The following is a 12,661-nucleotide window of genomic DNA, read 5'->3' on the forward strand; positions in this document are numbered from 1 at the left end:
CGCGGCACCGAACCTGTGATCCCCAACAATCCAACCAGAAAACGAATCCAGCCTTTCGATCCTGTGGCGTACAAACGTAGAAACATCATCGAACGCACCTTCTGCCGCCTCAAGGATTGGAGGCGCGTCGCAACTCGATATGACAAGCTTGCAACCAACTTCACAGCAACATGCTACATCGCCGCCATCTTCATATGGTGGGCCGATTGAGTCTCGACCCTAAGGCTGCCGTTCTCTACCCGTTCAAGCCAACCGCCGCTGTGTGCGGCGGTTCGATCTGACGAGGATTTCAAGGAGAAAATGGTCGGAGCGGCGGGATTCGAACCCACGACCCCTTGACCCCCAGTCAAGTGCGCTACCGGGCTGCGCTACGCTCCGAACCGAAAAGAGGGGTATATAATCGGGACTTGGCGCGCAAGTGTTGATTTTAGAAAACGGTGTAAATCCCGGGAAAAAGCGGTGACGTTTTTCGCTGCGGCGGAAATTGCAGCAAACATGCGGGCTGCGGCAGATTTTCAAGATCCTTAAAGTTTTCGGCAATCCCTTGCCGCGATAATGCGCGGGCGAACAGGGGATTCCGGTGATGGCAAAGACGGCGGTCAGAAAAGGCCAGAAGCGGCGCACGGGCCGCAAGCAGACCAAAACAAGCATGTGGCCGTGGTATCTGGCCGGCGTGTTGTCGGTGAGCGCTGTTCTGGCTTACGATCACCGGGCGCAGATTCTGCCGATGGCGGCGCCGTTTTATACGGCATCGATCGCCAAGCCGCGGTCCGTTGAGAAACAGTCCGCGCCGGAAAAACGTGTTGAGAAACCCCAGTCTTCCGCACAGCCTGCACTCGCGATGCCGGCTGCGCGTCCGGTGGAGCAGGCAGCCGTGGATGTAGGTGCGCTCAAGACCGTTGGTGAGCAGAAGACTTCTGGCCGCAGGCCTGGTGCTTTCTATTTCTGCACCGAAACGCTGGAAAACTGCGTCGTCGATGGCGGCACGTTCTGGTACGGGCGGCGAAAAATACAGATCGCCGATATCCAGACGCCGAAAATCAAACAGGCCAAATGCGACGACGAGCGCAAGCTCGGCTCGTTGGCGAAGAAACGGCTCTGGGAAATTCTCAATGCCGGCGAGGTTCACCTGGCCGGCGCCTCCGGTCAGGAGGCCCAGGTTACGGTCGGGCAGGGACGCTCGATCGGCGATATGCTGGTTTCCGAGGGGCTTGCCCGGCGCATGCCGGGCGGCAAGCAGGGCTGGTGCGCGCAGGGGTGATTTTTTGCCCTACGTCGCCTCCGTTGCCGTATCCCGCCATGGGGAGTTTGGCATCGACGGGCCTCGAGGATACGGAAGCCTGTAGGCGATCGCGGCCTCGTCAGGTCGTTTGGCCTTATCGGGCGGCAACGAGCCGCCTGTAGACTGCCTCGGTCTTGTCGATCATCTGGCCCATCGAAAAATTCGCCATCCGGCCAAGTGCCGCCTCGGTGAGCTGGCGATGGCGCTCCGGGTTCGCGCTTTCCACCATGGCGTTGGCAAGTTTGGTTGTATCGCCGTCATTGGGCACGATCAGGCCGCTTCTGTCCTTGTCGATGGCGGTCGATGCGCCGCCGACATCGGTGGAGACGATCGGCTTTCCCGATGCTGCTGCTTCCAGCATGACATAGGACATCGCCTCGTAGCGGCTCGGCATCACCAGCACGTCGAAGGCGGGAACGGCTTGCGGACCGGTGAAGGCCGAGGTCAGGCGAATGCGCTTCTGCACGCCGCTTTCGGCGATGGCGACGCGGACCTGTTGTTCGAGTTCGCCTGAACCGACCATGATCAGTTCGGCGCCGGGCAATCTTGAGGCGGCATTGCGAAAGGCTTCGATCAAACGTTCAGGCGCCTTTTGCGGCGACAAGCGGCCGACGAAACCGAAGACGAAGGCATCGGACGAAATGCCGAAGCTGGCGCGCACGGTGTTTACCATGTCGAGCGGCGGCGGCGTCACGCCGTTGATGATAACCGACAGTTTTCGCGCCGGCATGCCGAGTGAGCGGGCATGGGCATATTCGTCGTCGGAGACGCAGATCAGGTGATCGGTGAAAAGCTTGGCCAGGATGGTCTCTATGCTGCCGAAAATCAGCCGCCCGATCCTGCCGAGTGTCGGGTCCATGGTGCGGAAAGCATGCGGCGTGTAGACCCGTGGCGCGTGGACGCCGGGAAGGCGCAGGCGGGTCAGCGCGCCGGCCTTCGAGCTATGACCATGGACGATGTCGAACGGCGTGCCGTGGTTGATGATGGACCGCAAGGCGCGATGGGCGGCGACGTCGGAGAGGCCAGGGGATCGCTTCGTGGCGACTGCGTGCACGGCGGGCAGGGCAAGCGACTTCAATTCGCGCACGAAGGCGTCTTCGGCCCGGATCGGCGAATAGACCGCTTCGACATGGTGGCCCCGCGCATGCAGGCCACGGCAGAGATCGAGGAAATGGCGGCCCGATCCACCGCCGCTGGGCTCAAGCACCTGCAGGATGCGCAGGCCGCTGTCAGCGCCGGGAGTAAAGGGGTCGATATTCATTCTGACATTCCGCCGCCGACCCCGCTATGGAGCCGATCTGTTGCCCTCTATGTACAGGCTTGACGTTAACGCAGCGTTGGCGCCGGGGAGGGGCGGTGTAACTGCACTCTGGTGAGGCCGCGCCGGTGGCGGTATTCCAGGGCGCAGCAGCCCCAGACGATGCCGAGCAGCAGGAAGAAATGCCGCCAGTGGTCGGTATCGATGACATTGCCGATGGCGGCATGACCGATCAGCACGATCCAGGCAATCATCAGATAGGGCTGCCAGGGCCGGTCGAGCAACAGGAAGCGAAAGCCCATCGTCACCGTCCAGATCATCAGCGACACATAGGAGACGAATCCCAGCCAGCCGTAGGAAGTCAGCGATTTGAGCCAGATATTGTGCTCGTCCTCGGGAAACATCGTACTGAACACCATCGGGCCGATGCCGAGCGGCTTTTCCATCGACATCAGGAAGCCGATCTTGTGGCGGTCGAAACGGCCGAGATGGCCGCCATCATAGTCCTGAACAAGCTGGGTGCGGCTTGAAAACAGGTCGGCCACCTGCGGGATCTGCAGGGCAACGGCAAGTGCCACGACCATCAGCAAGGCGCCGCCCAGCGCCAACACGAGGATTTTCAGCCGGAAGGCGCCGGTGCGTTGTTTCAGAAGCATGACGAAAACAAGCGCGCAGGCGCAAAACAGGTAGAGCGCCCAGGCGGCACGCGAGAAGGAAAGGAAAAGCCCGAGCGCCATGATCAGGATGGCGATGGCCTTGATCGGGGCCGTAGCGATCCGGTCGCTCAGCAGCCGGTACATCAGGTAGAGCGACGGTGCCACCAGAAACGGGCCGAAGACGTTTGGGTCCTGGAACGCGCCTTTGGCGCGGTCGTAGAGCGTGAAATTCGCAGCTCCGGGTATTGCGCCGAAATAGCCGAGGATGCCGAGCAGGGAGGTGATGACGCCAGCGGCAACCCAGGCATCGAAGATCAGCTTCAGCCGTTCATGCCGGGTTTCGATGATGGCGGCGTAAAAGACCGACGTGAGGCAGAGGAAGCCGGACACCGCCATGTACATCGGCGCCGTGGCGAGATCGCTCATCACCGTCAGTGACAGAATGCCACCGGTCATGAACAGGATGAGCAGAGCCAGAAGCGGTGCGACCGAACGCGAGATTTTAAGGCCGAAAAGAAACCATAGGCCGATCAGTGCCGCCATGAAGACTTCGTAGGGAGCCGGCTCGGCAATGACGAAGCCGGACAGGAAGACGCCGAAGGTCACCATGGCCGAGCCGAGCATGGCGACGGCAGCTATCTGCGGGCGAAACCCCGTAACAGACGTGGCGGCTGGCGTGCTCAATAGGCATTTTCCGTGTTGAGCAGCCGGATCGGCGTCAGGAACAGGATTTTCAGGTCCAGCCACAGCGACCAGTTTTCAATGTAGTAGAGGTCGAAAGCGGTGCGGAACTTGATCTTGTCGTCATGATCGATTTCGCCGCGCCAGCCGTTGATCTGCGCCCAGCCGGTGACACCAGGCTTGACGCGGTGGCGCGCAAAGTAGCCCTCCACGACCTCGGAATAGGTCCGTTCGGCGGTTTGGGCCAAAACGGCGTGCGGCCGCGGTCCGACCAGCGACAGCTCGCCCTTCAGCACGTTGAACAATTGGGGCAATTCGTCGATCGACGATTTGCGCAGGAAACGGCCGACGCGGGTGACACGCGGATCGCCCTTGGTGACGGCGTTGCGGGCCGTTGGGTCGCTCATGTCGGTATACATCGAGCGGAACTTGTAGACGTCGATCATCTCGTTGTTGAAGCCATGACGTTTCTGCTTGAAGATGATCGGGCCGGGGGAGCTGATTTTCACGGCGATCGCAGCGCCGATAAGGACCGGCCAGAGCAAGGCCAGTGCCACGAGGCTGAAGAATACGTCGAAGATGCGCTTGGCGACCGAATCCCAGTCTGCGATCGGCTTGTCGAAGATATCCAGCATCGGAACCTGGCCGACATGCGAATAGCTGCGCGGGCGGAACCTCAGGTTGTTGGCATGGGCGGCGAGGCGGATATCCGCAGGCAGGATCCAAAGCTTCTTGAGAAGTTCGAGGATTCGCTGCTCCGCCGAAAGCGGCAGCGCGATGATCAGGATATCGATTCGGGTAAGGCGGGCAAAATCGACCAGTTCGGCGACAGTGCCCAGTTTGGGATAGCCGGCGATGATACCGGGCGAGCGGCGCTCGTCGCGATCATCGAAGATGCCGCAGATGCGGATGTCGTTGTCCGTCTGCTGTTCAAGCGAACGGATCAGATCCTTGGCCGGCTGGCCGCCGCCGACGATGACGGCGCGGCGTTCCATGATGCCATTGCGCGCCCAGCGGCGGATCGAAAAGGCGATGAAAGCCCGTTCCGCAATCAGAAATACCGCTCCAAGCACATACCAGATGCCGAAGGAGAAGCGTGAGAATGTGCCCCCGGTCTTGAGCAGAAAGAGCACCATGGTCATGGCAGCGAAAGCCAGTGTCCAGCAGCCGATCAAGCGCGGCACGACCCGGGCCGGGGATCTGAGCATGGGAACCTGATACCCGTCGCATAGCTGCAGGAACACCACCGTCAGAACGGAAACGCCAGCGATAAGGGCACAGTAACCGAGCAATTCGTCCAGTCGCGGCGCGACATAGAGCATGTGGACGGCATAGCCGATGGCGAAAAGCGCGGTGATTTCGAGCAGACGGATCAGCCCGATGATCATGTTCGGCGAATAGGTATCGGTGCGGAATTGCGAGGCGATGCGGCGGGCGAGCGGATTGAGTTCGCGCTTGGGGTCGTCGTCGCGCTTTTCCCCAGGCACAGTCGAGCGGATATCGGAAATCTTCTTGCGCAAAGCGTCGGTGTCGAAAGAATCCGGTTTGTCGATCTGGTTCATGATATCCGCCCGGGCCGTTGTGTCCCTTCGGGATAGCAGAAAGCCCCTAAGAAACGTTTACGGGTTTCCAGGCGGCGTTTCCCGTGCGGTGGTCTTTTCCGGGACAAGCTGGCGATAGAGCCGCATGATGCTGGCCGACATCGTAGAGGTTGCAAAGGCGGCCTTGAAGGTGACGGCATCGGGCATGACCTTTGCGGCCCAGTCCTTTTCCGTCATCGCCGCCGTCATCACATCGGCCAGTGACTGCGCATCGTCGGCCTTGGCAAGGGCAGCACTATTGGGTCCGAGAACCTCCGGAATGCCGCCCACGCGAGAAGCAATCACCGGTTTACGGGCGGCCAGGGCTTCCAGAACGATATACGGCATCGATTCGGCGCGCGACGGCACGACGACGTTGCGGGTGAAGGCGAAGGCATCGCGCGCCTTCATCGCCGGCAGCATCTGGATGCGGCGGCCAAGGCCGCGTTCCAGCATCATCTGTTCGTATTCATCCTTTTGTGGACCATCGCCGATCATCATCGCAGATAGCGGCCTGCCGATATTCCGCTCGGTTTTGGCAAAGGCATCGATAAAGAGATCGGGCCCCTTCAGATCGCGCAGCATGCCGATATAGAGAAAATCCACCGCATCGGGGCGGGCATAGACAGTTTCGAAATCGCGGTCGTCGATGCCGTTGTAGATGCGTTCGCTGCGGACGCGCGGCCTGCCGACCTTGTCCTCATAGGCCTTGCGCTCGAAATCGCAGACGAAGACGATGGCGTCGGTCAGACATTCCTGTAGACGCTCGAGCAGGAACACGATTTTGCCGGACGGCTTCTTCTTGCAGTAGTGCAGGCTGCCGCCGTGCGGCGAATAAAGACGGGCAACGCAATACCTGTTCACCCGCAAGGCCGAGCCGATGATCCGGGCCAGAGCGCCACCTTTGGCGCCGTGACCGTGGAGGATATCCGGCCGCAAACTTCTGATTTCCTTGTAGCCTCTCCAGAGGGCGGCGAGGTCTGCGGGACCAACGGACCGGCGGATCGGCAGCCGGACGAGACCGAGCGCCAGAAACGGCCTTATCTCGTCGAAAAGCGCATCTTCGTAGCTTCCGCCCGTCGTGCTGTCGCAGACCATGCCGACCTCATGGCCTTGCCGCGAATGCGCTTCCGCCAGATCGCGCACATGGCGGAAGATTCCACCGATAGGCGACCTGAAACAATGAATGATGCGCAGCGGCTGGGGGTCGTGCATGCGCTCAGAACAGCCGCTCACGCACATAGATCGTGTCGCCGGCCATGATCGGGTCGGAGATCGAGACACGCCCGGTGAGGATGCGGCCGTTGATCTTGCGGGTGACGTCGACATTGGCCTGGTTGGCACGCGGCGAGTAACCGCCGGCAACGGCAATGGCGTTCTGGACCGTCATGCCCGGCACATAGGAGTATTGCCCGGCCTGGCCGACTTCGCCCATGATGAAGACGGAACGGTAGCGATCGACTTCGATCGTCACGTCCGGATCGCGCAAATATCCCTCGCGCAGCTTGCTGGCGATGGCCTTTTCCATTTCGGGCAGGGTATGCCCGCGTGATGGTACGGCACCGATCAGCGGGAAGGCGACGTAGCCAGCCTGATCCACGGTATAGCTGCCGGTGAGACCCGCCTGTTCGAACACGCTGATGCGCAGCTTGTCGCCGCTATCGACGCGATAAGGCTGGATGGTTGCTTCATGGAAGGCCTTGGGCGCTGGCTGATAGCTGCTGCACCCAGAAATTGCAAGGCACAGCGAAAGTACGGCCAAGGCCGGGCCTGTTTTCATACGTGCGGATGTCATCGGGCTCTCGCGTTCCAGAAACCATGTCATGGCCTGATGTTATCAATCCGTTAGGGTTAATAGCCGGTAAAGGCCGAAAAGAATTTCGCTCAGATCAGCCTACTTGTGGCGTGGTTCGGGTGCTTTGGTGGAATGGCACCGTCAAACCGCATTAACTGTTGCGTTACCATGTTTGTTTACGGTGGCGCGGAGTGTGAAGGTTCGAGGTAAAACGCATGCCGGGCGTCAACGACGGTCATCAGGACGTAGATATCGATCTCGGCGGGCTGTTCCGCGCCATCTGGCGCCGGCGGGGCAGGGTGCTGTTGGCAACCGTGGCATTCGGCGGCCTGGCCTTTGTCGGCGCCAACCTGATGAGCCCGGAATATCAGGGCGAGGCGCGGCTTCTGATCGAATCGCGTCAGGCCGAATTCAGCGGTGCCAACCCGGCTCAGCCGCAGACCGGCGATAGCCAATTCGACGAATCCGGTATTTCCAGCCAGGTGCAGGTGTTGCGCTCGGCCGATCTGATCAAGCAGGTCGCCCGCGATATGAAGCTTTACGAATTGCCGGAGTTCGATCCGACCACGAACCCGTCGGCGATCTCCGATGTGCTTGTCATGCTCGGCATCAAGAAGAACCCGCTCGATCTGCCACCCGAAGAGCGCGTATTGAAGGAATTCCAAAAGAAGCTGCAGGTCTATCAGGTCGAGAAATCGCGGGTAATCGCGATGCAGTTCACCTCGGAAGATCCGAAGCTCGCCGCCGCCATCCCGAATGCGATGGCCAAGGTCTTCCTGTCGCTGCAAAGCGGCGCCAAGCTTGATTCCAACTCGGAGGCCAGCCGCTGGCTGGAGCCGGAAATCGCCAATCTGCGCGAAAAGGTGCGCGAGGCCGAGGCCAAGGTGGCGGGCTATCGTGCATCCAGCGATCTGCTTTTGACCGGCGAAGCCGGTGGCACGTTCGCGACCAAGCAGCTGAACGACATTTCGACCGAACTTGCCCGCATGCGCGGAGAGCGGGCCAATGCCGAGGCGCGGGCGGAAAACGTCCGCACGGCGCTGGCCAATGGCAGGGCCGTCGATACGCTGAACGATGTCGTCGCCTCGCCGATGATCCAACGGCTGAAGGAAACCGAATCCAACATCCAGGGACAGATCGCCGATCTGTCGACAACACTGCTTGACGGGCACCCACGCCTGAAAGGATTGAAATCCCAGCTGCAGGGGATACGGGCGCAGATCTTGAGCGAAACCAAGAAGATCCTTGGCAGCCTCGAAAGTGAAGCGACTGTTTCGCAGTTGCGCGAGCGGCAGCTGGTTGCCCAGCTCAACACGCTGAAGGCAAATTCCGCCAAGGCCGGCGAGGATGAAGTCGGGTTGCGGGCGCTGGAACGGGAAGCCACGGCACAGCGGCAGCTGCTCGAAACCTATCTGGCGCGCTATCGGGAAGCGACGTCGCGCAGCGGCGAAAATGCCGCCCCGGCCGACGCGCGCGTCATCTCCCAGGCGGTCGAGCCGACCGAAGTCAGCTTCCCCAAAGTGCTGCCGATCACTCTTGTCGCCGCCTTTGCCAGCTTCCTCGTCAGTTGCGTCGTCATCATACTTTCCGAACTGTTCAGCGGCAGGGCTTTGCGCCCGGTCGGCCGCAGGGAAGACGAACTGTTTGACGACGAGCCATTGGCCATTCCGGCACTCGACGTCCAGCCGGTGCGGGAAACCGTTATCCGTCCTCCGGCGGCCGCGCAAGCAGTGCCCATTGCTGTCCAGGAACCCGTCTTTGCGGCGGCAGTTGCTGAGGAACCGGACGAGCCCGAGATGGCCGAGCCGGAAGAGGACGATTTTTCGATTGCCTCGGTTGCCGACCATCTGAGCGCTGACGACGTGCGCGTGGCGATCTCCGTCTCGCCCGCCGGTGACGAGGGCTCGGTGAATGCAGTGGCCTTGGCGCGGATGGCCGCCGAGGAGGGACGCAAGATCGTCCTGATCGACCTGACCGGCTCGGCCTGCCCGACACGTCTTATGGCGCAGACGGCGGATCTCCCCGGGATCACCAATCTGCTTGTCGGCGAAGTTCCCTTCACGGAAACGATCCATGCCGACCGGCTGTCGGATGCGCATATCATCCCGCAGGGCGATGCCGATCCGGTGCTCGCCATGCGCGGTATCGAGCGGTTGCAGATGATCATCGATGCCCTGTCGAATGCCTATGACACGGTGCTGATCGAATGCGGGCCTGCCGATGTCAATGCGGTCCGCAGGGTGACGCGCGCGCGCGATACGAAGATCGTCATTTCGGCACCTTTTGTCGGCAACGAAGAGATCATCGACCTCATCACCGGTTTCGGCGAGGCGGGCTTTGGTGAGATCGTGCTGATGACGGGAACGGGCTATCCGCAGTCTGGAAATTCCGGCCGCCGCGCCGCTTGATCAACCACGGTCGGTTCAGTCGCCATCGGTTTCCGGTGCATCTGCTCGGCCAGCTGTCTGCCGGCGCTGGCGTAGCCGCTGCAGGCAAGCATAGGCCTTTCTGTTCTTCTTGATAGCCGATTTCAGCCAAACGGTGGTGCGATGCACCGATGCCGCAAGACGTCCGCGCAACGTCAAGGGCAGGACGATATCACGCTGGATTGTCTCGACCGTGCACCAGGAGCGCTTGTAGCCCTGGTCGCCGATGCCGAAATCGAACAGCTTTATGCCTTCGGCGTTGCATCTGCGGATGATCAGGTAAAACAGAAGCTCGCCCGGACTGGCATCTGCGGCGAGATCGTCGTCGATCGATCCGAATTGGCAGATGACGTGATCGCCCTTGCGCGACAGGCCGGCAATGGCAACGATGCGGCCATTCTCTTCGCCCCGCAAGCGGATCGCATTCAATTCGAGCGGTTGGCCGTCATGCGTCGGTTCAACGGCTGCAAGCGTATGGAAGAACGCCTGGGTTTCCTCGTCCTGGAAAACGTTGGGCAGGCCGAGCGCCTTGAAGCGGATGGCCTTCTGCTCGAAAAACAGCTCGAGTACCTGCCGCCGTTCCGCGCTGGTCTTGGCAACAATATGCTCGTAGCCTCCCATCGCTTCCAGCCGCTTTTCCGAAACGCGAAATTTCTTCCGCCGCCGCTTGGCATTGAGCTGGGCCAATGTCGCTTCGAAGTTTTCCAGAAGCGGCAGCTGGAATGAGGCATTCTGGTTTCGGACCGCCGGAAGCGAGGCGAGCGGATGGCGCGTTCCATGCCAGTCGAACGGCATTTTCTCCAGCGTCGCGATATCGGCGACGCGCGACAGCTTGGCCGAGAGGTCGGCAATCAGCTCTGCGACCAGCTTCGTGCAGGTGATCGGATCGAAATCGTCGGCGAACAGCCCGGTATTGATGTTGCTGTGTGGCGAGCCGATGAACCGCGCCGTGCGGAACAAAACGCCGCGCACCAGTTCGAGCGGCAGAATGAACACCGTCTTTTGACCTATCCGGCCACGTACCAGCAGCAGTTGATTGGCATGGGTCGCAGCCCAGGCGGCGCACCAGTCGAAACCCTGATGCAGGGAGGTGTTGGGGGAAGCCTCCAGCGCGCGCCAGTCCGTTTCCAGCGCCTGCATGCTGACGTGAACACTCAGCGTCAGGCCCTCAGTAAGCGCAATATCGCGTACCGGGTCGCGACGGCCCTGCCGGACGCGGTGGCGAGCCTTGCTGCCGGGCATCATGTTGAGGTCCATGTCGGTCATGATCGCTTGCGGTCCGGGAACGGGATGAGGTCGCATCTAAAGCTAGCAGGCCCTTATTTTCGTTTAAGTTGGGCTGGAGGCGCCCAGCATGCCCCGGGTTTTATCAAATGCGGTTACCGAATGACTAAGAGCAAAAGCCGCGGCCCCGAGGCAGCAAGGGGAAGAAAAGTGGATTTTTACCGAAATCCTTGTTAAGCCGGACGTCCGCTTTGATGGAGAGACCGATGCGCCACTGAACACGGTTTGGACAATTCGCGGCAATTCACGCGCGTTCCCGACCGCTCTGTGTCACCACGACCGTTGGACATTAAGGTGGAGCATCCCATGCCTGAACATCAAGGAGCGCCGGATTCCGGTGCCGTCACCCCCGTCGCCGCATTTCCGCAGATCGGCTTTCTCAAGAACATCATCCGTTCGCCGCTGATCACAGCCGGCGATTTCAGCTATTACGATGATCCGGCAGGACCAGAGCATTTCGAAGAGAAATGCGTCCTCTACCACTATGATTTCATCGGCGACCGGCTGGAGATCGGCCGGTATTGCGCGCTGGCGCGAGGCGTGACCTTCATCATGAACGGCGCCAACCATGCCATGCAGGGTTTTTCGACCTATCCGTTCGGCATCTTTCCCGGCGCATGGCGCGATGGTTTTAATCCCGCAGGTTATGCCAGCGGCTATCGTGGCGATACGACGGTTGGAAACGATGTCTGGATCGGCACCAAGGCGACGATCATGCCGGGTGTGACGATCGGCGACGGCGCCATTATCGGCGCTCACGCCGTGGTCGCCAAGGACGTGCCGCCCTACAGCGTCGTGGCCGGAAACCCGGGCAGGGTGGTGAAGCTGCGGTTCAGCGACGACATCGTCGAGCGCCTTCAGGCAATTGCCTGGTGGAATTGGCCGGTCGACAAAGTTTCTCGCCATATTTCCGCGATCACCGGCGCTGATATCGAGGCGCTCGAAAACGCGGTTTAACCGCCGACCCAGCCGCTGGCGAGCGCGTTGGCCCATTCCTTGTTTCCACGCTCATGCGCGAGCCGGGACATCGTCATGTGATCGTAGGCGACGCGCCGGAAGGTTACGTCCCAATGGCCGTCCGCCTTCGAGAGGATGGCGTAGGCGGCATCGGGCGAGCCGGTTTCGACCTTGTGGAACACCGGTTCGTCGTCGTCATAACCGGGGCAGCCGACGCTGCCGGGATTGACGACGATCCTGCCGTCGGCCAGGTGCACGGCGCGGGGAATATGGGTGTGGCCGCAGAGGATGACGGGATAGTCTATGCCGGCGGCGTAACTCTCGATCCGCTGGCGGGCCGACATATGGACCACGCCATCGGTCGTCAGATCTTCAAGCCAGTAGGTGAGATCGTCCTGCGGCGTGCCGTGGCAAAGAAAAAGCTCCTGCCGGTGAACGAGCGTCGGGGGCAGGGTACGCAGCCAGTCGAGATGGTGCGGCTGCAACTTGTCATGGGCGGCGCGATCCCATTGGCCCATATCCGCCGGTTCTTTCGTGATCAGCCAGCGGTCGTGGTTGCCCCGGATCGACGGGAAATCGCGCGCTATCAAAATATCGGCGGTGCGCGCAGCATTGAGCGGGCCGCTCAGGTGATCGCCGAGATTAACCACGTCGTCGATGCCCTGCGCCGCGATGTCGGCAAGTACGGCTTCAAGGGCAAGGTCATTGCCGTGAATATCGGCGATCACTGCGATCTTCATAA

The 12,661-nt window shown here is 60.9% G+C and carries 11 protein-coding genes and 1 tRNA gene; 4 read left to right on the plus strand and 8 right to left on the minus strand.

Going from position 1 to position 12,661, the window contains the following annotated elements; genetic code table 11:
- Positions 1-210, plus strand: a 210-nt coding sequence (locus ACP7E6_RS11680) for a transposase (protein ID WP_426229954.1), incomplete at its 5' end; no start/stop codon positions are given.
- 91 nt (positions 211-301) lie between these two features.
- Here ACP7E6_RS11680 and ACP7E6_RS11685 read toward each other — a convergent pair.
- Positions 302-378 (minus strand) — tRNA-Pro (locus ACP7E6_RS11685).
- Between the two features lie 205 nt (positions 379-583).
- Here ACP7E6_RS11685 and ACP7E6_RS11690 point away from each other — a divergent pair.
- Positions 584-1,261 (plus strand): hypothetical protein, encoded by a 678-nt coding sequence (locus ACP7E6_RS11690; protein WP_426229955.1) that lies wholly within the window; start codon positions 584-586, stop codon positions 1,259-1,261.
- A 115-nt stretch (positions 1,262-1,376) separates the two neighbouring features.
- Here the strand turns inward: ACP7E6_RS11690 and ACP7E6_RS11695 are convergent, their stop codons facing one another.
- The 5 genes from ACP7E6_RS11695 to ACP7E6_RS11715 form a co-directional block, all read right to left on the minus strand.
- Positions 1,377-2,543 (minus strand): glycosyltransferase family 4 protein, encoded by a 1,167-nt coding sequence (locus ACP7E6_RS11695; RefSeq protein ID WP_426229956.1) that lies wholly within the window; start codon positions 2,541-2,543, stop codon positions 1,377-1,379.
- A 65-nt stretch (positions 2,544-2,608) separates the two neighbouring features.
- Positions 2,609-3,880 carry an O-antigen ligase family protein gene (locus ACP7E6_RS11700; protein ID WP_426229957.1) on the minus strand — a complete coding sequence of 424 codons (1,272 nt, stop codon included), beginning with the start codon at positions 3,878-3,880 and terminating at the stop codon, positions 2,609-2,611.
- Positions 3,877-5,439, minus strand: coding sequence for an undecaprenyl-phosphate glucose phosphotransferase (locus ACP7E6_RS11705; RefSeq protein ID WP_426229958.1), 1,563 nt, complete (start codon positions 5,437-5,439; stop codon positions 3,877-3,879). Before ACP7E6_RS11705 ends, ACP7E6_RS11700 begins: the two co-directional genes overlap by 4 nt.
- 57 nt (positions 5,440-5,496) lie before the next feature.
- Positions 5,497-6,672, minus strand: a complete 1,176-nt coding sequence (locus tag ACP7E6_RS11710; protein ID WP_426229959.1) for a glycosyltransferase family 4 protein — start codon at positions 6,670-6,672, stop codon at positions 5,497-5,499.
- 4 nt (positions 6,673-6,676) lie between these two features.
- Complete coding sequence (locus tag ACP7E6_RS11715; RefSeq protein WP_426230320.1) at positions 6,677-7,237, minus strand: polysaccharide biosynthesis/export family protein; 561 nt, start codon at positions 7,235-7,237, stop codon at positions 6,677-6,679.
- Between the two features lie 230 nt (positions 7,238-7,467).
- Between ACP7E6_RS11715 and ACP7E6_RS11720 the strand changes: the two genes are divergently transcribed.
- Positions 7,468-9,660 carry a GumC family protein gene (locus ACP7E6_RS11720; protein WP_426229960.1) on the plus strand — a complete coding sequence of 731 codons (2,193 nt, stop codon included), beginning with the start codon at positions 7,468-7,470 and terminating at the stop codon, positions 9,658-9,660.
- Positions 9,661-9,675: 15 nt separating this feature from the next.
- Here the strand turns inward: ACP7E6_RS11720 and ACP7E6_RS11725 are convergent, their stop codons facing one another.
- A complete protein-coding gene (locus tag ACP7E6_RS11725) occupies positions 9,676-10,947 on the minus strand; it encodes a GNAT family N-acetyltransferase (protein WP_426230321.1) in 1,272 nt (423 codons plus the stop codon).
- A 321-nt stretch (positions 10,948-11,268) separates the two neighbouring features.
- On the opposite strand from ACP7E6_RS11725, the gene ACP7E6_RS11730 reads away from it, so the two are divergent.
- Positions 11,269-11,919: a CatB-related O-acetyltransferase gene (locus ACP7E6_RS11730; RefSeq protein WP_426229961.1), complete on the plus strand. Its 651-nt coding sequence runs from the start codon at positions 11,269-11,271 to the stop codon at positions 11,917-11,919.
- On the opposite strand, the gene ACP7E6_RS11735 is transcribed toward ACP7E6_RS11730, so the two are convergent.
- A complete protein-coding gene (locus tag ACP7E6_RS11735; RefSeq protein WP_426229962.1) occupies positions 11,916-12,659 on the minus strand; it encodes a metallophosphoesterase family protein in 744 nt (247 codons plus the stop codon). The genes ACP7E6_RS11730 and ACP7E6_RS11735 overlap by 4 nt on opposite strands.
- Between the last annotated feature and the right edge of the window lie 2 nt (positions 12,660-12,661).

Origin of the sequence: Pararhizobium sp. DWP3-4 (assembly GCF_049898205.1) — a bacterium.
GTDB lineage: Bacteria > Pseudomonadota > Alphaproteobacteria > Rhizobiales > Rhizobiaceae > Pararhizobium.